A 21541-nucleotide genomic window follows, 5' to 3' on the forward strand; every position below is an offset into this window, starting at 1 on the left:
CCCTCCCCCTGTGCAATGTCACATTCCATTGCCTAGGCTATACAGCCGACCGACGTGAAGACAACGCCAATGGCAGTACGACTTTTCTGCAACAGGAGACGGAGAGCAGTGCACCTGACTGGAACCTCGATCGTGGCCGGCCGTGGCATCCCCGGAACCGGCGCCCCCTGGCGTGCCGTTCAGGCGGCGACGTCCGAGCCCTTGGGCCCACCGTTGCGTGACGCGTCACCCGACCAGGTCGCGCAGGCGGCCCGTCTGGCCGCCTCTTCCGCCCGCGAATACCGCGCCTTGCCCGGGCACCGCCGGGCCGCCTTCCTCGACGCCTGCGCGGAGGAGATCGAGGCACTCGGCGACAGGCTCCTGGACCTCGCGGCGAGTGAGTCCGGACTGCCGCGGGACCGTCTGACCGGTGAACGCGGACGCACCTGCGGACAACTGCGCATGTTCGCCGATCTGGTCCGCAGCGGTGACGCGCTCGGTGTGCGCGTGGACCCCGCGCTGCCGGGGCGTCTGCCGCTCGCCCGAGCGGACCTGCGTCTGCGCAGGATGCCCGTCGGCCCTGTCGCCGTGTTCGGCGCGGGCAACTTCCCGCTGGCCTTCTCCGTCGCCGGCGGAGACACCGCGTCCGCACTGGCCGCGGGCTGTCCCGTCATAGCCAAGGCGCACCCGGCGCACCCGGGCACCTGCGAACTCGTCGCCCGCGCCGTCGTCTCCGCCGTCCGGCGCACCGGCATGCCTGCCGGCGTCTTCTCGTTGCTGGTCGGCCGCGGCACCGAAGTCGGTCAGACACTCGTGCGCGACCCACGCATCACGGCCGTCGGATTCACCGGGTCCCGGGAAGGCGGCCTGGCCCTGGTCAGGGCCGCGCACACCCGGCCCGTGCCCATCCCCGTCCATGCCGAGATGTCGGCGGTCAACCCGGTGATCGTCCTCGACGGAGCCCTGACCGACCCTGCCGCACTCGCCGCCGCGTATGTGACGTCGCTGACCAATGGCTCGGGCCAGTTCTGCACGAATCCCGGCCTGGTGCTGCTGCCGACGGGCGCGGCAGGTGACGCCTTCCGCTCGGCAGTGGCCCGGGAGGTGGCCGACACGACAGGACGGGTCATGCTCACTCCGGGCATCACGGAGGCGTACATCGAGGGGTCGAGACGGTGGGCGGCCGTCGACGGCGTCTCGTTGCTGGCACAGGGAAAGCCCGGGGAGAGCCCGTATGCACCGGCCCCGGTCGTGCTCGAGTGCGATGCCGCGACCTATGCCTCCCATGAGGACCTCTCCGGTGAGGTCTTCGGGGCCGCAGGACTCATCGTGCGATGGTCCGGTGTCGAAGAACTCCTCGGCCTGCTGGAGAACATGGAGGGGCAGTTGACGGCAACCCTCCACGGCACCGACGCCGACCTGACGACGGCTGCCCGCCTCCTGCCCATTCTGGAGGAGCTCGCCGGACGCATCCTGTGGGGCGGCTGGCCGACAGGGGTCGAGGTCGGCCACGCCATGGTGCACGGCGGACCGTGGCCCGCGACGAGCTCGCCCGGTACGACGAGCGTCGGAACCCTGGCGATCGAACGCTGGCTCCGCCCCGTCTGCTACCAGTCGTTCCCCGACGCCCTTCTCCCCGAGGAACTGCGCGCCGACAACCCGCTGGGGATCCCCCGGCTCGTCGACGGCACGCTCGAACCGCGGCCGAGGTAGCCCTGCCGGCCGCACAAGAGGGCTCCGCCGAACGGATGACGGGCCGCCCCTCCCGTGCTTCCGTCAGCCGGGCCCGGTGCGGGGCCCGGCTGAGCGAACCTACGGGGTGAGGCCTCGCAGGATCGCCTCGACCTGCCGTTTGCCTCCGAACTGTGCCCAGCCGAGGGCGGGCGAGTCATGTTCCGTGTCCTTGATCCGAGGATCCGCACCCAGCATGGCCGCAGGAAGGTGGGCGACCGGGACCGCGGTGCCGTGGCGGCTGGAGTTTCCCCGTGACGTTGGACACTCGATGCCTACGCCGCGAGGGCATGTCCTTGCTCGTGCCGCTGCCGGATCTCCAGCGGGGTCAGGTAGCCCCAATGCGGTTGCTTCCGTAGCCGCTTGCGGTTGGAGAAGTTCTCGACATAGGACGCTGATGCCGACCGGTATGCCACCGGTGGCCAGGCCCTGCAGCGTCGGCCGACGACGACCGGGACCAGGCGGTCGGAGACCGCGCAGACGACGGAGCCCGCGACGAGGGGGAGCAGCGACACGATCAGGACGCGGCGCTTGCCGAACATGTCGCCCGGCGCGCCCTGCGATCCAGGTCCGGGCTGTCAGACCCAGGTCAGTCGCCACAGGCGCAGAAGCCCCGTGCCATCCACCGCGTACTGGCCGCCGCCCACATCCTCCGCGGACACCACGAAGTCCTTGGCCTGCCACAGCGGGACGACGGGCACATCGCGGGCGACGGTCCTTTGAAGGGCTTCGAGGTCGGCTTCGGCATCGCCCCGGTCGGCGAAGCGCTGACTGCGCGTGATCAGCCGGTCGACGGCCTTGCTGCCGTACCCCGTTGCCATGGTGCCGTCCGTGCCGACGAGAGGACCGCCGAAGGTGTCGGGATCGGGATAGTCGGCGACCCAGCCGACGGCATAGGCGTCGAGTGTTCCCCCGGCCCAGCTCTTCTGGAATTCGTGCCACTCGTATCCTTTGAGGGCCACCTTGAACAGCCCGTCGGCCTCGAGCTGCCTTTTCACCTCAGCGGCCTCTTCGTGGGCTGCTCCGCGTCCCGCTGCGTAGCCGTAGGTGAAAGCCAGGGGGATTTCTACACCGGCCTCGACGAGTAGTCGGCGCGCCCTTTCGGTGTCCTTGTGAGGGTAATTGTCGAAGAAGGAGGTGGTGTGGCCCGTGATGCTCGTCGGGATGAGGGAGTAGAGCGGGTCCACGGTTCCGTCGTAGACGTCGTAGGAAATCCGGTCCCTGTCAATCAGCCAGGCCGCCGCCTGACGTGCGCGTCTGTCGTGGAACGGCTTGCCGCGGCGGGTGTTGAGATACAGGTTTCGAGTCTCCGCGCTCTGTGCTTCCGTCACGCGTAGCCCTGGATCGCTCGGGTTCAGATCGGCGAGCATTTCGGGGGGAAGCTGTCTGAGGGCGACGTCGATGTGGTGGGACTTCCAGGCACGGGCGAGTGAGTCGGGCGTGTCGTAGAAGCGGAGTTCGATCGGCTGGCCGGTCTGCTCGGCGGCACCCTTGTACCGAGGATTGGGCGAGAGGGAGAGCTTCTCGCCCTTCGTGTAGGAGACGAGACCGTACGGTCCGGTCCCGTCGATCCGGCCGTCCGAGCGCAGGGAGTCAGCCGGGTACGTGGTCGAGTCGACGATCGAGCCCGCCCCGGTCGTCAGCTTGAAGGGGAACGTGGCGTCCGGTGCGGTCAGTCGGAAAGTGACGGTCCGGTCGCGGGCGTCCATTGTCTCGATGGTGTCCAGAAGGGATGACGGGCCCACGTCGGAATCTATCTTCTTGACGCGGTCGAACGAAAAAGTGACGTCCGTGGCGGTCATTCTGCGTCCACTGGGGAAGGTGATGTCATCCCGCAGCCGGCATCGGTAGGTGCGGAGGCCGGAGTCGGTGAAGGAGCAGCTTTCGGCAGCGTCCGGAACGGGCTTGGTCACTCCGGGCTCAAGGGTCAGCAGCGTCTGGAAGACATTGCTGTAGAGAGCCGTCGAGCCGGAGTCGTAACCGCCGGCCGGGTCCAGTGACGTCGGAGGTTCCGTCGTCCCGACTCTGATGGTGGTGCCCTCCTGGCCGCCCGGCGGGTACAGCAGAAAACCGGCTGCCAGTGTCGCGGCGATCACCGTGGGTGTGACGACGGATGCGCGGATGTGCGCACGGATAGGCCTCATGAGGCTCGTCCTCGCAAGTTCAAGACGAACAGGAAATCTCGATCCCCTGGGGGAGAGAGTGTCGGCCAAGTATGCGCAGGCATCGCGTCTTTCGGGGCCCGACGGTACTTCCGGCACGATGTCTTATGACTGACGCGGCGAAACTGTTATGCCCCGTTCGGTGAGAGGGCCGACAGGGCTCGGCACCCCCTTTCAGCAGCCATTCCGCCTCGTCTCCGGTGGTGCCGCGGACCCGCGTGCACCGGTCCCGCCCACGGTCTTACTCCTCGACACCATTCCCTGTGGCATGTCACCTGTGCCATGTTCCGTGGTGCAGGGCGTGGTCATGCCAAGCCGAGAGGCCGTCCGTCTGCCCCCACGGCGGCAGCGCGGCACTCCGCTCCCCGCGCCCTCTCCCCCTTCAGTCGGCCGTGCTCCGCACAGCCGGATCCCTCATGGGAGGCGCAGTGAGAAAGTCACTGGTACGGCGAGGTCTGGGGGCGGCGCTGCCGCTGGCCCTGACCGTCGCCATGAGCATGGGCCTGCTGTCGCAGCCGGCCGGCGCAGCCGGGAACACCGGCTCCGTCGCGCACGTCGCGGCGGACGACCCGGAGGACGCAGGACCCCCACCCGTAGCGCAGTCCCCCACCGCCGAGACGGAGCACGTCGCGCACGGACGCACGAAGGTGTCCGAGCTTCCGCCACTGGCCGCGAGCAAGGACCCGCTCAAGGAGGTGTACGGCAAGACCGCGAAGGCGCCGGTCCGTCCCTCGAAGTCGATGGAGAAGGCGGTTGCCGGCAAGACCGGCAAGTCCCGTGCGCTTGCCGCCGCGTGCAACGTCTCCGACTTCACCAGCCGAAGCGGCGGCGCGCTGGTCCAGCAGATCAAGGCGTCTACAACCGACTGCGTCAACACCCTGTTCAACCTGACCGGGTCGGACGCCTACTACGCCTTCCGCGAGTCGCAGATGGCCTCGGTCGCCTACGCCCTGCGCGACGGCTCGACGTCCTACCCGGGTAACGCCTCCACCGGTATGCCGCAGCTCGTGCTCTACCTGCGCGCCGGCTACTACGTCCACTACTACAACGCGAGCACGGTGGGCTCCTACGGCAGCAGCCTGCAAACCGCGATACGCGCCGGGCTCGACGCCTTCTTCGCCAGCCCGCGCTCACGCGACGTCAACGACGCCAACGGCGAGACGCTCGCCGAGGCGGTCACGCTCATCGACAGTGCCGAGGAGAACGCCCGCTACATCCACGTCGTCAAGCGCCTGCTGGCGGATTACGACTCCACCTGGAACTCCTCCTGGTGGATGCTCAACGCGGTCAACAACGTGTACACCGTGACCTTCCGCGGCCATCAGGTGCCCGCGTTCGTGAGTGCCGTGCAGTCGGACCCCGGTCTGATCGACGCGCTCTACAACTTCGCGAGCGGCCACCTCGCGCTGCTGGGAACGGACCAGTCCTACCTCACGTCGAACGCGGGACGCGAACTCGGCAGGTTCCTGCAGCACTCCCCACTGCGCTCCAAGGTCCGCCCCCTGGCCGCGGGCCTGCTCAACTCCAGCTCCATCAAGGGCCGAACGGCCCCGCTGTGGGTCGGTGTGGCCGAGATGACCGACTACTACGACAAGGCCAACTGCTCCTACTACGGCACCTGCGACCTCCAGGCCCAACTGGCCCGCTCCGTCCTGACGGTGACCTACCCCTGCAGCTCCAGCATCACCATCAAGGCGCAGCAGATGACCTCGGGCGAGCTGTCCTCCAGCTGCAGCAGCCTGCGCAACCAGGACGCCTACTTCCACAACGTGGCCCGTGACAACGGCCCCGTCGCGAACGACAACAACAGCACCATCGAGGTCGTGGTCTTCGACTCCAGCACCGACTACCAGACCTACGCCGGCGCCATGTACGGGATCGACACCAACAACGGCGGCATGTACCTGGAAGGGAACCCGTCGGCGGCCGGCAACCAGCCGCGATTCATCGCCTACGAGGCCGAGTGGCTGCGGCCCGACTTCCAGATCTGGAACCTCAACCACGAGTACACGCACTACCTCGACGGTCGCTTCAACATGTACGGCGACTTCAACGCCAACATCACCACCCCGACCATCTGGTGGATCGAAGGCTTCGCCGAGTACGTCTCCTACTCCTACCGCGGTCTCCCCTATACGGAGGCGACGACCGAAGCAGGCCGTCGCACGTACGCGCTGAGCACCTTGTTCGACACCACGTACAGCCACGACACCACGCGCATCTACCGCTGGGGCTACCTCGCCGTGCGGTACATGCTCGAGAACCACCGCGCCGACATGGACACCGTCCTCGGCTACTACCGCGCGGGAAACTGGAACGCCGCACGTTCCTACCTGACCGGCACCATCGGCACCCGCTACGACAACGACTGGTACACCTGGCTGGCGGCCTGTGCGGCCGGCAACTGCGGAGGCGGGGGCACCAACCCGCCCGGCAACCAGGCGCCCACCGCCGCGTTCACCACCGCCGTCCAGGGCCTGGACGTCACCTTCACCGACCAGTCCACGGACGCCGACGGCACCATCGCCTCCCGGTCCTGGAGCTTCGGTGACGGCACCACCTCCACGGCCACCAACCCCGTCAAGAGGTACGGGTCGGCCGGGTCCTACACGGTGAAGCTGACCGTCACCGACGACAAGGGAGCCACCGCCACCGCAACGAGGACGGTCACCGTAGCCAGCGGCGGAGGCGGCGGCACCGAGTGCACCGGAACCGACACCCGGGAACTGGGCCAGAACTGCCAACGCGGCAACCAGTCCGCCACCACCGGTAACTACGCCTACCTGTACCTCTACGTCCCGGCCGGCACCACCCAGCTGAAGATCACCACCTCCGGCGGGACGGGCGACGCGGACCTCTACTACAGCACCAGCGGCTGGCCCGGCACCACGAGCTACACGCAGCGTGCGACGGGATCCGGCAACAACCACACCCTGACCATCAACAATCCGCCGGCCGGAGCCAACTACATCAGCCTGCACGCCGTGAGCAGCTTCAGCGGCGTCACCGTGAGTTCCGCCTACTGACCCACGCTTCCCGCACCAAGGTACGACCCCCACGACGGCCCGGGGCGGCTCTCCCCGCCCCGGGCTGCGTCCGGGGCGACGGCAGAAGGGGAGACCTCCGTCGCCCCGGACCGCGAACACACCGCCCGCCCCCACGCGGGCATCCGACCTCCCAGGCGGCAGAGCGTGAAGGCATCACCCGCACGCAGGCGCCGCCGAGCCATGAGGCCCCTCATCGCGTCCGTCGGCCTCACCTGCGCACTCGCCACACCCGCCGTCGGCAGCGGTGAGAGGACACGCCGCGGCTCGGCGCCTCGCAACAGCGCTGCGTGAGTGCCTGGGTTCCCGCTTCGCAGGAGCCTGGATCGACCAGAAGCACGGCGGCAGGCTGACCGTGGCCGTCACCCGGTCGACGGCCACCGCCCCCGTCGAGGTCCGGCCCGCTCAGGCTCGGGCCCCCGACGACGACCACCGTCGTCGTCGACCGCAGCCTGCGGCAACTCAACTGCATGCCCGCAGAGTTGGCCCACCCTATGGCCCCGGGGAACAAGGGCGCCGCCCACGGTCTGCAGTCTGCTGTGGTGGTGCAGGACAACAAGGTTCGTCCGGACCTGCCACGGGGCATGACCCTCACCCTCGCCCGGCACACAGTGGTGGAGTGGGCGAGGCGGACTCTCGGGGAGGGCCTCGAGGTCAGCACCTACGCGCACGCCTCCGAACCCTCTTCGGCTGCGGGATGGGTCTACCCGTCGACCGGCATCACCGGCTGAGACTACGACGACGGCGGCCGGTACGTGTGCGAGCAGGACTCCACGACCGGTTACACCTGCGGGCAGATCACCGTGGTCGGCGTCCTTCCCGTACTCTGCTCGTCCGTCACGCAGCGGAGCGTTGACGGGGGCGTGGCACGCCGTGCATGCCGCAGTGCAGCGGAACACGTCGGCTGATCAGACCGTACCGGGGAGTGCCTTTCCGGCTCCGCTCGCGGGACGGGCGGGTGCGTAGGCGCGTGTCACCCACTTCTGGAAGTGCGGAGCCTGCGACAGCAGCTGCCAGTGGGTGCGTACGGCATGGTGGTGCACCACCTCGACGACCGGCGCCTCGACCGAGTCCCGCCGCCAGACGAGCAGATGCCGCTGCCACAATGGATCCCCCACGAGGGGTTTGACCAGCACTCCGCCCACCGGGCGCATGGTGGGCTGGACGGCGGCCACCCCCAGCCCCTTGGCTATCATCGACTGCAGTTGGTCGAGCATGTGGAACTCGTGTGTGACGGCGGGCCTGAATCCTGCGGCCCCGCACGCGTCGTAGAAGGCGCCGGGCCAGCCCACCCCGTCGTCCGCGGAGACGAACCACGCGTCCTCCGACAGGTCGGCCAAGGACACCTCCAGCCGTTGCGCCAGTGGGTGGTCTGCGGGCGTGGCCACGAACACCGGGACGGTCCTGATCGCCCGGTGATCCAGCTTCGGTGAGTGACGAAGAGGGAGTCCAGGGTAGTCGCACCCCAGGGCGACGTCGAGTTCGCCGGCCTCAAGGAGGCCGAGGAGTTCTCCGGTGGCGTACACACTGCTGACGGAGACGGTCAGATCGGGGCAGGCGTCGCGGAGGACGTCGAGCAAGGTGGGCACCACCGGTGTGTTGATGGCACCGAGGCGAAGCCGACGTGTCGTCCCGGACGAGCGGGGCGGCCGCAGACGCGCGAGATCGTCGGAGAGCGCCAGGATCTCCCGGGCCCGGCCGACGACCTGGGCGCCGTAGGCGGTGAGTTCCACGCCCGTGCTGCTTCGCAGGAAGACACCCGCGCCGAGCAGCCCCTCGATGCGGCGCAGTTGGGTACTCATCGCCGGCTGGGTGTACCCGAGCGCCGCAGCGGCCCGGCCGACACCCCCCGCGTCGGCTATGGCGCACAGCACACGCAAGTGGCGCAGCTCAAGTTCCACGCAGGCACCTCGCTCCGGGCGAACAGAGGTCCATTATGCGCCACGAAGAAGTGGGTGGGAAATCCGAGACGGTCCGACGCCTTCGGTCGACCAGCAGGCCGAGGGTCCGAGGGTTATGGGTGAGCCGGAGTCTCTGGTATGGCCTGGCCGGTTGTTTGCGTTTGACCGCCGTGCAAGTCTCGGACCTGCGTGTTGTTCCGCAGAGGCGACTGCGGAAGCCTGAAGCGCACCGCCTTCGAGGAGCGACATCATGCCTCACACCTGCATCAGCTTCACCGTCGAAGCGACCGGGGCCGCGGTTCACCGCGCCCGCCACCGCGTCTCCACCGCGTTGAGCTGGTGGGGAGGGCCGGTCGAGGATGATCTCCGCTTCAGCGTGGAACTCGTGACCTCCGAGCTCCTCACCAACGGGCTGCGGCACGCCGGCGGGCCCATGACCGTCGAGTTGACGCTGGTGCACGACATGGTCGTCGTCGCGGTCCTCGACGACAGCCGGGAGCTCCCGCGGCCTCGGCTGACAGAGGTGGACGACGAGTGCGGGCGGGGACTCGCCCTGATCGAGGACCTCAGTCTGATACGGGGAGCCGAGACGACTTCCCGCGGTAAGCGCTGCTGGGCGGTTCTGCCGCTGCGGACGCCGCAGGAGCCGGTTGCCGAGTCGGCTCCGGCTGAGGAGGCGGACCCCGGCTTCGCGGCGGACCGGGAACGCTGGTCACTGGCTCCGCAGGGGAGCGGACTGCTGGCGAGTCTGTTTCCGGCGAAGTGAGCTCGTTCTCTCGGTCGGCCCCGGGAGCCGACCCACAGCAGGCGGGTATGCCTGCGGGCGCGAAACCGCTCGTTTTGACGCTCTGGCTGCCCTCAACCTGCACAGCGAGCCGATAAACCGCCTCCGCCCTGGCCTCTTCTTCGGCTGGCTCGGACCGACCTTGTTCCGATGACGTCGCACGTGGAGTGCGCCGCTGGCGCGACCGGGCCACCGCCCGCGCCGAGATCTTCACCTTTGTCGGATCGCGCCCGCCCCGGCGGTCGGCGGTGGATCAGGGCTCAGTACTCGGTCTTGACCGTCGCTCCGGAGAAGTCCGCGGCAGCGGCCAGGCTGATGTAGTTCCAGCCGGCGGGCGGATTGGTGATGGTGAGTGTTTCGCTGTTGCCTGCGCCTGTGGACCTGCTGGTGTAGCTGGAGGTGGTGGCCCAGGTGCTGTTGCTGTAGTAGAGATCGGCGTTGCCGGTGCCACCGGACGAGGTGACCTTCAGCTGCTGGACGCCGGCGGGGAGGTAGATGTAGAGGTAGGCGTAGTTCCCCGCAGTCGCGGACAGGTTGCTTCGCTTGCAGTTGCGGCCGAGTTCCCGCCCGTCGCTGCTGGTGCACTCGGGAGTGGCGTCCGCGCCGCCGACGGCGATGCTCTGGGTCGCGGTGCTGGTCGCGCCCTTGTCGTCGGTGACCTTCAACGTCACGGTGTAGGTGCCTGCCGCCGTGTAGGTCTTGGCCGGGTTGGCCGCGGCGGAGGTGGTTCCGTCGCCGAAGCTCCACGAACGGGAGGCGATGGTCCCGTCGGAGTCCGTCGAGCGGTCGGTGAAGTTGGCCGTCAGACCACTGACGGACACCGCGAACGCCGCAGTGGGAGCCTGGTTGCCCGGCGGGGTGGTGGAGCCCCCGCAGTCGCCGGCTGCGCACCGGGACAGCCAGTTGTACCAGTCGCTGTCGTAGCGGGTACCGATGCTGCCGGTGAGGTAGGCGCGGGCAGTGTTCCAGTTGCCGGTGCGGTAGTACCCGAGGACGGTGTCCAGTTCGGCGCGGTGGGACTGGAGCATGTAGCGCACGGCGAGGTAGCCCCAGCGGTACACACGTGTGCTGTCGTGACTGTAGGTCGTGTCGAACAGCGTGCTCAGCGCATAGGTGCGCCTGCCGGCTTCGGTGATGGCCGCGTCGTAGCGCAGGTTGCGGTAGGAGTAGGACACGTACTCGGCGAAGCCCTCGATCCACCAGATGGTGGGGGTCGATACGTTGGCGTTGAAGTCGCCGTACATGTTGAAGCGGCCGTCGAGGTAGTGCGTGTACTCGTGGTTGAGGTTCCAGATCTCGAAGTCCGGACGCGCCCACTCGGCCTCGTAGGCGATGAACCTGGCCTGGTTGCCGGCCGAGGAGGGGTTCCCCTCGAGGTACATGCCGCCGTTGTTGGTGTTGATGCCCCAGTCGGCCCCGGCGTAGGTCTGGTAGTCGGTGCTGCTGTTGTAGACGACCACTTCCAGGCTGGTGTTGCGGTCACCCGCGACAGGCCCGTTGTCCTTGGCGATGCTGTGGAAGTAGGCATCCTGGTCGGCCAGGCTCCGGCAGGTGGACGCCAGCTGTGCCGAGGTCATCTCCTGGGCGCGGATGCGCAGGCTCGCGCTGCAGGTGTGGTTGATCACCAACACGCTGCTCGCCAGGCGCTGTTGGAGGTTGCAGGTGCCGTAGAGGCTGCACTTGGACTTGTCGTAGCTCTCGGTCATCTCGGCAAGGCCCACCCACAGCGGAGCAGTGGTGCCCTTGAGGGAGCTCTTGGCCAGCAACGCGGCCACCTGGGGACGAGTTGTCTCCCGGGTAGCGGTGTGCTGCAGGAACCGGGCGAGTTCACGTCCGGCGTTGGACGCGAGGTAGCTCCGGTCGGTGCCGAGCAGGTTCTTGTGCGAGGAAGCGAAGCCGTACAGGGCCTTCAGGACGCTCCGGTCGGAAGACACCGCGGTGACGAAGCCCGGCACCTGGTGGCCACGGAAGAGAACGGTGTGGACGTTGTTGACCGCGGTGAGCATCCACCAGGACGAGTCGTACGTGCTGTTGTAGTCCTTCAGCAGCCGCTTGACGACGTACAGGTAGCGGGCGTTCTCCTCGGAGCTGTCGATCAGGGTGACTGCTTCGGCCAGGACCTCGCCGTTGGCGTCGGTGACGTCCTGCGAACGGGGGCTGGCGAAGAACGCGTCGAGACCGGCACGGACGGCGGTGCGCAGCTTCGTGCCGTAAGCACCCACTGTGGCCTCGTCGTGCCAGTGCGCGTAGTAGCCGGCGCGCAGGTAGAGCAGGAGCTGGGTCATGCCGGTGCTGCTGTCACCCGGGTAGGCGGCGGAGCCGTCCCGCAGTGCGTAGGCGACGCTCGTCATCCGGTCCTCGCGGAAGGCCCGCTGCGCGTTGCTTTCGCTGAGGTCGAAGAGCGTGTCGATGCACTCGGTCGTGGACGTCTTGACCTGCTTGACCAGGCTGCTGCCCGAACGGCTGGTGAAGTCTGCCGGGCTGCAGCCCGCGGCGGCTCCCTTCCCCTTACCAGCAGCCTTCCTGTCCGAAGACTCGTTCATGGAGGGCCTCTTGAAGGGGGGAGGGGAGACCGGGCTGTCGTAGTCCCGACGCACCACGTCTGTGGCCGATGAAAGCGGCGCCCGTTCTTCTACCGGCAGCGGCTTGCCGTGCACGTGCTCGGGGTCTTCTCCCAGTCACTGCCTCCAGAAGGAGCAGCCGTGCGGATGACACGGCTCAGGTGGTCATCCCGGCCGTCCGGAGAAGCGCTCGGGAGAGGCGACTTCTCCGGACGGCCGGTGAAAGTGCAATGCGACAGGTGACATTGCACTCTCGTCTTTGATGTGAGCGGGAAACTGCCCTGGGCTTCGCCGCTCTTCGGCCAGGCTGGCCTTCCTGCCTTCGCCTTACTGAGGCGGCGTCATTGCGGGGGTCAGCCGGCCAGCAGGCTGACCCCCAGGGAGGAGAGGGCCCGGCTGATGGGTTCGTGGATCATGCCGCATCCGCTGTTGGGACCACCGCTGAGGATTCCGTGCGCGGTCGAGCCGTCGTAGACGCCACTGCCGCTGTCCCCGGGCGACACGCACGCCGTGCTCCAGGTCATCCCGGTCAGGGTGCGTCCGGGGTACTGGACGGTGGCGTTGACATCCGTGATCTGCCCGCAGGTGTAGCCGGTGGTGGAGCCCTGCTTGCACACGTACTGACCCACGTAGTCGTAGTCCCAGTTGCGGATGGGTTGGGTGGTGTAGACCCAGCCTCGCGGCTGCCAGAAGGCGGTGTCGCTGATCCGGACGATCGCGTAGTCGCCGTAGTAGCCGAAGTGGTAGTTCGCCGTGCTGCCTACGCCCTGGTAGCCGTAGCTGTAGGTCGGTACCTCCCAGTAGGAGGCGGCCTCGGTGCAGTGACCGGCCGTCATCATGTAGTAGCCGGAGCGGTCATAGGCCATGAACGCACTGGTGCAGCGGGTGTTGCCGCCGTAGATGGCCAGCCCCGAGCGCAGCGGAGGATCGCACGAGTACTGCCCGCCGCAGTACAGCGGCCGGGACGCGTGCCGGTAGCTGTCGACGACCAGCGCGTCTCCGAACGTGCGCTCGGCCCAGCGCACGACGCGCCGTTGCTCGTCCGTCAGCTTCTTTCCTCGCGGAAGATCCAACCGCAGAGCGTTCTTCTCGGTCACCACCGCGGACTGCAGGCCGTGCTGCGCCGCCTTGTTCGCCTTGGCGATCCGCTTGCTCAGCGAGGCCGACATCGACTGCAGCTCACTCATGCTGCGATCGACGACCACGGTGTCGACCGGGGACTTGCCTGAAGCCGCAGCGGTCACCGATGAGGCCGAGGCCTTCTCGGTCACTGCGACCTTCAGCTTTCCGCCGTCCTGGTGGTCCACCCAGGCCCCGCCGAACCGCTCGCCCAGTTTCGTGCGTAGTTCGGTGATGACAGCGGTCTGTTCGTCCTGCCGGGCTATGCGGCGTTGTCCTTCTGCGACCGGGATGCCGTAGTCCTCGACCAGTTGGGTCACTGCGGCTTTCTGCTGTGCGTTCGGGGCCGGCTGGTCCGAGGTGTTCTCAGCGGCCGAGGTCGTCGGCGCGAGAAGGAGTGTGGCGATCAACGCAGCCACTGCTGCTATCGGCCCTGACAGCCGTAACGGAGCACTGTGCACGGAGCACCTCCATGTGGTGGGACCGATGCCGGGCCCGGGCCCTTGCCTGTGTCTGGACGGATGCCCGGCGTCGGGGACATGACAGGAACAATATGGAGGGTGACATGTCACATGGCAAGAGCGAATCGTCTCCTGGCAGCGTCTGAGCAACTGCGCACGGTGATAGGTCCTGGTGGCACGTTCGGTCACGTGCGAAAGTCTTGTCGCCTGAGGGCCCCTGGAGGCGAAGAAGTCACAGAGGCCCTGCGCGCCAAGTAGCGCTTCCTGGCGCATGCCTCGTGGCTCAGCAGCTTCAAGCGGCCGGGGGAGGGCAGGCAGAGCGCGGTCTCCGACAGGGCAGGGCCTGTCGGAGACCGCGCTCGTTGCGATGGCCGGCTAGCTCACGGCTAGCTCTCCAGCAGCCGGGCCATCCACTCCTCCACATCGGCGGCGTTGCGGGGCAGGGCGTCCGAGAGAAGCTTCGCGCCGTCCGCGGTGATCAACAGATCGTCCTCGATACGCACCCCCATGCCTCGCAGTTCCAGCGGCAGTGTCTCGTCGTCGGGCTGCAGATAGAGGCCGGGCTCGACCGTGAGGACATGGCCCTCCTCCAGGACTCCGTCCAGGTAGGTTTCCGCTCGCGCCTGTGCACAGTCATGGACATCGATGCCGAGCATGTGACCGCTGCTGCACAGCGTGTAGCGGCGGTGCAGGCCGCTGTCCTCGTCCAGCGCCCTCTCGGGTGGCAGGCGCAGGATGCCCCACTCGTGCAGACCCTCGGCTATGACGCGCATGGCCTCCCGGTGGAAGTCGCGGAACCTGGCCCCAGGCTTCAGGACGGCGATGGCGGCCTCCTGGGCTGCGAGGACCAGGTCGTAGACGTCTCTCTGGGCAGCGGAGAAGCGGCCGGACAGGGGCAGGGTGCGCGTGATGTCCGCCGTGTACAGGGTGTCGGTCTCCACGCCTGCGTCCAGGAGCAGCAGCTGCGAGGGGTCAAGCGCGCCGTCGTTGCGGATCCAGTGCAGGACACAGGCGTGAGCACCGGAAGCAGCGATGGTGTCGTAGCCGGTCCCGTTCCCCTCCGCTCGCGCACGAAGGTTGAACACGCCCTCGATCCAGCGTTCACCGCGGGGGTGCCGCAGAGCCTGCGGCAGCGCCCGCACCACGTCGTCGAAACCCGCGGTGGTGTGCTGGATGGCCAGTTGCAGCTGGCCGACCTCCCAAGGTTCCTTGACGAGGCGGAGCTCCGACAGAACAGTCTCCAGCTCGGTGTCCCGCGCCTCGGTGCGGCCCTCCGGGGACGCCAGGTCCTCCAGCACCGGGTCCACCCCGGCCAGCAGGCGGGTGGGCGGTCGGGAACCGGCAAACGTCATGGGCAGATCGTCCAGGTGCTCGCTGCGCAGGCCGGTCATCATCGTCGTCTCGTCGAGGTCAGGGCGGCGGCCCACCCAGAACTCCCCGTAACGGCGGTCGCGGTAGAAGCCGCTGCTGTCACGCGGCGAGCGCGGGCGGACGTAGAGCACCGCCTCGTGCCCTTCCGAGCCTGTCGGCTCGAGGACCAGTACATGACCGGGCTGGTCCTCCCCGGTCAGACCGGTCAGCCAGGCGTAGGCGCTGTGCGGTCGGAAACGGTGATCGGTGTCGTTGGAGCGGACCTTGAGGACCCCGGCAGGCACGACGAGCCGCTCACCCGGAAAGCGGGCCGAGAGCCGCTCGCGGCGGGCGGGGAGATGGGCGTGTCCCGGCACTCGGGTGTCCGGCGGGAGCGGGGAGGGTGCCCAGCCGGCGGACATGAAGACGTCCAGGGCTGTGGAGACGGGCAGATCATGACTGCGGGTGTGCGGGCGGGCGATGTCGTCGGACGGCACGGAGCTCCTTCGAGAACGGGGCGGGAACAGGGCGGCACATCCGAGGCAGGACACAGCTCGGTAACGGACAGGCCTACCTCTTGGATATAAAATTTCACATTACTATGTTACGGGTCACACCTCATAGGTGTCGGTGCTTCCCACCGCCTCCAGCAAGGAGTGGCACATGATCCGCAACGCTCGCGTCCTGGCCGCATCCCTCGGCGCCTCCCTGTCCCTCGTCGTCGTGGGTGCCTGTACCGATCAGGCAGGCCACGACTCCAAGGCGAACCGGCCGGACTTCACGACGGGAACCGTCATCGGCGGTACCCCGAAGAAGGGCGGCACCCTCACCGTGCTGTCCAACCAGGACTTCGCCCACCTCGACCCCGCACGCAACTGGGTGATGCCCACCATGGACTTCGGCACCCGGCTGCTGTACCGCACCCTGACCACGTTCAAGGCCGAACCCGGGGAGAAGGGGAGCGAGATCGTCCCCGACCTCGCCACCGACCTGGGCAGGCCCTCCGACGGCGGCAGGACCTGGACCTTCACACTCAAGCCCGGCCTCAAGTACGAGGACGGCACCCCCATCAAGGCCCGCGACATCAAGTACAACGTGGAGCGCTCCTTCGCTCCGGACCTCGCGGGAGGCCCCGATTACGCCCAGCAGTACCTGGCTGATGTCGAGGGATACGCCGGGCCGCTGCAAGGAAAACACCTGGACTCGATCAGGACCCCCGACGACCGCACCATCGTCTTCTCGCTGCGCAGACCGGTCGCCGAGTTCTCCTACACGGTCACGCTGCCCACCTTCTCTCCCGTTCCCCAGTCACAGGAGAAGGGTGTCCAGTACGACCTGCGCCCCTTCTCCTCGGGGCCCTACAAGATCGACAGCTATGCGCGTGGCAAGAAGCTGGTCCTGGTCCGCAACCCCCACTGGGACCCTGGCACCGATCCGGTACGCAAGGCCTACCCCGACCGGATCGTCGTGGTCCAGGGACTGAAGGGCGGCCAGATCGATGACCGGATCATCGCCAGCCAGGGAGCCGACGCATCCGCGGTCGAGTGGTCCGACATGCAGCCGTCCAGCATCTCCAAGGTACTCACCAGGCCGGAGATCAAGAAACGGCTGTCTGCCGAACGGACCGGCTGCACCGACATGCTCGCTCTGAACACCTCTCGCCCGCCCTTCGACAACCTCAAGCTGCGACAGGCAATGCAGTACGCCGTCGACAAGCAGGCACAGGTGACTGCCAACGGCGGACCAGCCCTCAACGACGTCGCAACCGGCTACCTCCCACCGGCTCTGACCGGCAATCAGGTCGCTGACCCGGTCTACGGCACATCGGACACGGGGGACGTGGACCGCGCCAAGAAGCTCCTCGCCGAGGGGGGCAAGCCTGCGGGCTTCTCCGCGACCATCACCGTCTCGACCGGGGACAAGACCCGTGCTGAGGCACTTCAGCAGAGCCTGTCCCGGATCGATGTCCGTCTGAAGATCCAGACCGTCGACCCCTCGGTGTACTACGACACCATCGGCGACACCAAGAACGCCCCGGACATGGTCATCAGCGGCTGGTGTCCCGACTACCCCTCTGGTTCCACCTTCCTGCCCTTCGTGTTCGACGGCCGAACCATCAAGGAGAAGGGAAACCAGGGAAACGTCTCCCAGTTCCGTGACGAAGCCGTACAGAAGCGCATGGACGAGATCGCCGAGATGTCCGACGCCGCAAGCGCCAACCAGGCATGGATCGACCTCGACCCCGTGATCCAGCGCAAGTCCCCGGCCGTCCCCCTGCTGTGGGAGCGCAAGCCCTTGCTGGTCGGCGACAACATCGCAGGAGCCTTCGGACACGCGGCCTGGACCGGACAGTTCGACTTCGCGGTGATCGGACTCAAGGACCCGGCAAAGAGCCGGGACTGAGAGACACGGACGAACCGCAATGACCCTTCCGCTCAACACTCCCGTGCAGACCGGCACGGCACCACTGCCCGACAACCTCTGGCGGACCACTTGGCGAGGGCTCTGCCGGAACAAGGGCAGCCGCATCGCCCTGGCCACCACCGCGCTCCTGGTCCTGATCGCCCTCACGGCACCACTCCTCAGCCGCCTCGGCGGATGGTCACCCACCGCCTTCGACCCTGATGCCATCGACCCCTATCTCGGCGGGATGCCCCGGGGGCCCCTCGGCGGCATCAGCGCCGAGCACTGGCTCGGCGTGGAACCGGTCACGGGTCGCGACCTGTTCGCACGAGTGGTGCACGGCGCCCAGGTCTCCCTGCTGATCTCATTCGCCGCCACCGCGATCGTCGTCGGTGTGGGCACCGCCGCAGGAATCGTGGCAGGCTACTTCGGCGGCCGCATCGACACCGTGCTGAGCAGGTTGATGGACCTGACCATGTCCTTCCCCTCGCTCATCTTCATGATCGCGATGATGTCCGTCGCCCAGGACGTCAACCGTGTCGTACTGATGACAGTCGTCATCGGCGTCTTCGGATGGCCCGGCATCGCTCGGGTGGTGCGCGGCGAAGCCCTGGCCCTGCGCCACCGCGAGTACGTCGAAGCCGCGCGCGCCTGCGGATCCGGCTCATGGCGCATCCTCACCCGGCAGGTGCTGCCCAACATCGCCGGCCCCATCATCGCTTACACCACCCTCCTGATCCCCGGCATGATCAGCACCGAGGCGGCCCTCAGCTTCCTCGGTGTAGGAGTACGCCCACCCACGTCATCTTGGGGCCAGATGATCGCCGAGGCCGTCGCATACTACGAGACGGACCCGATGTACTTCCTCGTCCCCAGCGCCTTCCTCTTTCTCGCCGTCCTCGCCTTCACCGTGCTCGGCGACGGACTGCGCGACATCCTCGACCCCCAGGGAGGCCGGCAATGATCGTCTACCTGGCGCGCAGGGCTCTTGGCGTGGCTGGGGTGCTGCTCGCCATCTGCGCAGTCACCTTCGTCATCTTCTATCTCCTCCCAGCCGACCCCGCCGCTGCCGCCTGCGGCAAGACATGCAGTCCCGAACGACTCGCAGAGGTACGTCACTTCATGGGACTCGATCAGCCCGTCTGGCGTCAGTTCGGTGACTACCTCACCGGCATCTTCGCCGGCCGGGACCTGGGCAGCGGCCCCCACACCATCCACTGCGGTTTCCCGTGCCTGGGCTACTCCTACGAAAACGCCCTGCCGGTGTGGAGCCTGCTGATGGACCGTCTCCCCGTCTCCGCCTCCCTGGCTTTCGGCGCCGCCTGCATGTGGCTCGTCCTGGGACTGGGCGCAGGGGTGACCGCCGCACTCAAGAAGGGCGGACTGCTCGACCGGACGCTGATGGTAGGCGCCGTAGCCACCGCCTCCCTCCCCGTCTACTTCACCGCGGTCATGCTCATCTACGGGCTGGTCCGGATCGGAGGGCTCCTGCCGTATCCCACGTACATCCCGATAAGCAGCGACCCGTTCGGATGGGCGGCCAACCTCCTGCTCCCCTGGACCGCCCTGGCCCTCCTCTACGCAGCGATGTACGCCCGCCAGAGCCGCAGCTCCATGATCGAGGCAATGACACAGCCGTACATCCGCACTGCCCGGGCAAAGGGCATGCCACGCCGCGTCGTAGTGATCAAACACGGCCTGCGCTCCGCCATGATGCCGGTGATCACCATCTTCGGCATGGATCTCGGAGCCCTGCTCGCCGGTGCCGTCATCACCGAGTCCATCTTCGGCATCCCCGGCGTCGGCCGCCTCTTCTACGATGCTCTGCAGCGCTCCGATCAGCCCGTTGTCCTGGGCGTCACCCTCCTGGCCGCGTTCTTCATCGTGGCAGCCAACGTCGTCATTGACCTGCTGTACGCCGTCATCGACCCCAGGGTGAGGAAATGATGCCGTCCACCACTGAGCCCGGCGTGCCCTTGCTGCGCGTGCGTGACCTGAAGGTCGCCTTCGACACCCCCGCCGGCACGGTCCAGGCAGTCGATGGGGTCTCTTTCACTGTCGAAGCCGGCCGCACCCTGGGCCTCGTGGGAGAGTCCGGCTCCGGCAAGTCGGTCACCTCACTGGCCGTTATGGGCCTGCACCAACGGGCACAGGTCAGTGGATCGATCACCTTGGCCGGACAGGAACTGCTTCCTCTCACCGATCATCAGTTCAGCCGGCTGCGAGGGCGGAAGATGGCCATGGTCTTCCAGGACCCTCTGTCCGCGCTGCACCCCGCCTACACAGTCGGCGAACAGATCGCCGAGGCCCATCGGCACCACTTCGGCACCCGCAGGCGAGCCGCTCGCCGACAAGCTGTGGACATGCTCGGTGAGGTCGGCATACCCGAGCCTGCCCGCAGGGCAGGTGAGTACCCCCACCAGTTCTCCGGCGGCATGCGCCAGCGCGCCATGATTGCCATGGCCCTGTCCTGCGAACCGGACCTGCTCATCGCCGACGAACCCACCACCGCGCTCGACGTCACCGTCCAGGCTCAGATCATCGAACTCATCGCAAGAGTGCAGCAGGAGAGGCGGCTGGGCGTCCTGATGATCACCCACGACCTGGGCGTGGTGGCGCGTGTCGCCAACGACGTGCTCGTCATGTACGGCGGCCGGGCCGCTGAACAAGCTCCGGTCGATGACCTCTTCCTGCGACCTGCCCATCCCTATACCCGCGGCTTGCTGGAATCCTTGCCGCGCCTGGACGATCCCGATGATGCACCGCTACGCGTCATCCCCGGCAGTCCGCCCTCACTTGCCGCCCCGATATCCGGCTGTCCCTTCGCCCCTCGTTGCCCCCAGGCAGAAAGAGCTGAAGAGCTGGTCCGCGCCCGCTGCACAGGGGAACGGCCCCGGCCACAGGAGCACTCTTCCGGACGATCGGTGTCCTGCCACCTGCCCTTGCTCCCCGCCGTGAGGCCCCGACCCGCCCTGCCTCACAGCGAAGACGATCAGGAGGAGAAGACCCGATGATCCATGCTCGACGAGACTCCCAGAGCCCAGAGGAACGGACCGCTGCCGTCGAAACGCCCCTGATGTCCGTCCGCGGGCTGACCAAAGCCTTCCCGGGCCGCCGCGTCCGGGGCCGGGCAGCCGCTCCGGTCCGAGCAGTGGACGGGGTGGACCTCGACCTGGCGAGGGGCGAAACGCTCGGCCTGGTCGGTGAGTCCGGATGCGGGAAGTCCACCACCGGACGCATGCTTGTGCGTCTCCTGGAACCCACTGCCGGCACAGTCGAGTTCGAGGGGCGGGACATCACACACGCCTCATCGCGTGAACTGAGGCCTGTACGCCGGCGTCTGCAGATCATTTTTCAAGACCCCTATGCCTCCCTCAACCCCCGGCAGACCATCGCCCGTATCATCGCCGAACCCTTGCTGGTCCAGGGCTCCTCCGCACGGGCCGCACGGCTGAGGGCCGCGGAACTGCTGGCGATGGTGGGCCTCGGCGATGAACATCTGGACCGTTACCCGCACCAGTTCTCCGGAGGCCAGGCGCAACGCGTCGGCATCGCGCGAGCCCTGGCCACCGGACCCCGCCTCGTCATCGCCGACGAACCCGTCTCGGCGCTCGACGTCTCCGTGCAAGCCCAAGTGGTCAACCTGATGGAACGTCTTCAACGCGAGCTCGACCTGGCCTTCCTCTTCATCGCGCACGATCTGTCTGTCGTCAAGCGGGTATGCGACCGGGTGGCGGTGATGTACCTCGGTCGTATCGTCGAGATCGGTGACAAGCACGAGGTTTACACTGCGGCGGCCCATCCCTACACCCGTGCGCTGCTCTCGGCTGTACCGCTGCCCGATCCCGCACAGGAGCGTCGTAGAGAGAGGATCATTCTTCTGGGCGACCCGCCCAGTCCGGCCGCGCCCCCGACGGGCTGCAGCTTCCACCCACGTTGCCCGAAGGCACAGCCGGTCTGCCGCACCGAACAGCCTTCTCTGCAGGTTGTCGGCTCGGGAATGCGTAAGGCGGCTTGTCACTTCCCCGAGATCCAGTGAAACCTGC

Annotated in this window: 15 protein-coding genes; 9 read left to right on the top strand and 6 right to left on the bottom strand. The window is 67.5% G+C overall.

All coding sequences use genetic code 11. The features are described 5' to 3' along the window. Window positions 1-213 precede the first annotated feature (213 nt). Window positions 214-1692, top strand: a complete 1479-nt coding sequence (locus tag G3I53_RS28670; protein ID WP_239064168.1) for an aldehyde dehydrogenase (NADP(+)) — start codon at window positions 214-216, stop codon at window positions 1690-1692. Between the two features lie 293 nt (window positions 1693-1985). Here the strand turns inward: G3I53_RS28670 and G3I53_RS34610 are convergent, their stop codons facing one another. Both G3I53_RS34610 and G3I53_RS28680 read right to left on the bottom strand, forming a co-directional pair. Then, on the bottom strand, window positions 1986-2252 hold the full coding sequence (locus G3I53_RS34610) for a hypothetical protein (RefSeq protein ID WP_203591638.1): 267 nt from the start codon (window positions 2250-2252) through the stop codon (window positions 1986-1988). A gap of 36 nt (window positions 2253-2288) precedes the next feature. Then, window positions 2289-3854 (bottom strand): ABC transporter substrate-binding protein, encoded by a 1566-nt coding sequence (locus tag G3I53_RS28680; protein ID WP_164333354.1) that lies wholly within the window; start codon window positions 3852-3854, stop codon window positions 2289-2291. A 446-nt stretch (window positions 3855-4300) separates the two neighbouring features. Here G3I53_RS28680 and G3I53_RS28685 point away from each other — a divergent pair, with 446 nt between their 5' ends. Both G3I53_RS28685 and G3I53_RS34500 read left to right on the top strand, forming a co-directional pair. Then, the gene (locus G3I53_RS28685) at window positions 4301-6898 is read left to right on the top strand and encodes a collagenase (RefSeq protein WP_164333355.1); all 2598 of its coding nucleotides are present in this window, start codon (window positions 4301-4303) and stop codon (window positions 6896-6898) included. Window positions 6899-7386: 488 nt separating this feature from the next. Beyond that, window positions 7387-7647 carry a hypothetical protein gene (locus tag G3I53_RS34500; protein WP_275403980.1) on the top strand — a complete coding sequence of 87 codons (261 nt, stop codon included), beginning with the start codon at window positions 7387-7389 and terminating at the stop codon, window positions 7645-7647. Between the two features lie 177 nt (window positions 7648-7824). Here the strand turns inward: G3I53_RS34500 and G3I53_RS28695 are convergent, their stop codons facing one another. Further along, window positions 7825-8817: a LysR family transcriptional regulator gene (locus tag G3I53_RS28695; RefSeq protein ID WP_164333356.1), complete on the bottom strand. Its 993-nt coding sequence runs from the start codon at window positions 8815-8817 to the stop codon at window positions 7825-7827. Window positions 8818-9067: 250 nt separating this feature from the next. On the opposite strand from G3I53_RS28695, the gene G3I53_RS28700 reads away from it, so the two are divergent. Continuing rightward, window positions 9068-9583: an ATP-binding protein gene (locus G3I53_RS28700; protein WP_164333357.1), complete on the top strand. Its 516-nt coding sequence runs from the start codon at window positions 9068-9070 to the stop codon at window positions 9581-9583. 278 nt (window positions 9584-9861) lie between these two features. On the opposite strand, the gene G3I53_RS28705 is transcribed toward G3I53_RS28700, so the two are convergent. The 3 genes from G3I53_RS28705 to G3I53_RS28715 form a co-directional block, all read right to left on the bottom strand. Then, window positions 9862-12144 carry a collagenase gene (locus tag G3I53_RS28705; protein ID WP_164333358.1) on the bottom strand — a complete coding sequence of 761 codons (2283 nt, stop codon included), beginning with the start codon at window positions 12142-12144 and terminating at the stop codon, window positions 9862-9864. Window positions 12145-12515: 371 nt separating this feature from the next. Continuing rightward, window positions 12516-13601, bottom strand: coding sequence for a S1 family peptidase (locus G3I53_RS28710; protein ID WP_275403981.1), 1086 nt, complete (start codon window positions 13599-13601; stop codon window positions 12516-12518). A gap of 527 nt (window positions 13602-14128) precedes the next feature. Further along, window positions 14129-15589, bottom strand: coding sequence for an aminopeptidase P family protein (locus G3I53_RS28715; protein ID WP_343240704.1), 1461 nt, complete (start codon window positions 15587-15589; stop codon window positions 14129-14131). Between the two features lie 166 nt (window positions 15590-15755). Between G3I53_RS28715 and G3I53_RS28720 the strand changes: the two genes are divergently transcribed. The 5 genes from G3I53_RS28720 to G3I53_RS28740 are packed head-to-tail and all read left to right on the top strand — an operon-like array spanning window position 15756 to window position 21534. Further along, complete coding sequence (locus G3I53_RS28720) at window positions 15756-17495, top strand: ABC transporter substrate-binding protein (RefSeq protein ID WP_164333359.1); 1740 nt, start codon at window positions 15756-15758, stop codon at window positions 17493-17495. Window positions 17496-17514: 19 nt separating this feature from the next. Beyond that, window positions 17515-18459: an ABC transporter permease gene (locus tag G3I53_RS28725; protein ID WP_164333360.1), complete on the top strand. Its 945-nt coding sequence runs from the start codon at window positions 17515-17517 to the stop codon at window positions 18457-18459. Then, the gene (locus G3I53_RS28730) at window positions 18456-19442 is read left to right on the top strand and encodes an ABC transporter permease (RefSeq protein WP_164333361.1); all 987 of its coding nucleotides are present in this window, start codon (window positions 18456-18458) and stop codon (window positions 19440-19442) included. The genes G3I53_RS28725 and G3I53_RS28730 overlap by 4 nt, the downstream gene beginning before the upstream one ends. Next, the gene (locus G3I53_RS28735) at window positions 19442-20509 is read left to right on the top strand and encodes an ABC transporter ATP-binding protein (RefSeq protein WP_164333371.1); all 1068 of its coding nucleotides are present in this window, start codon (window positions 19442-19444) and stop codon (window positions 20507-20509) included. Before G3I53_RS28730 ends, G3I53_RS28735 begins: the two co-directional genes overlap by 1 nt. Continuing rightward, window positions 20506-21534, top strand: a complete 1029-nt coding sequence (locus G3I53_RS28740) for an ABC transporter ATP-binding protein (RefSeq protein WP_164333362.1) — start codon at window positions 20506-20508, stop codon at window positions 21532-21534. Before G3I53_RS28735 ends, G3I53_RS28740 begins: the two co-directional genes overlap by 4 nt. Window positions 21535-21541 lie beyond the last annotated feature (7 nt).

It is taken from the genome of Streptomyces sp. SID14436 (assembly GCF_010548465.1).
In the GTDB taxonomy this organism is placed as follows: Bacteria; Actinomycetota; Actinomycetes; order Streptomycetales; family Streptomycetaceae; genus Streptomyces.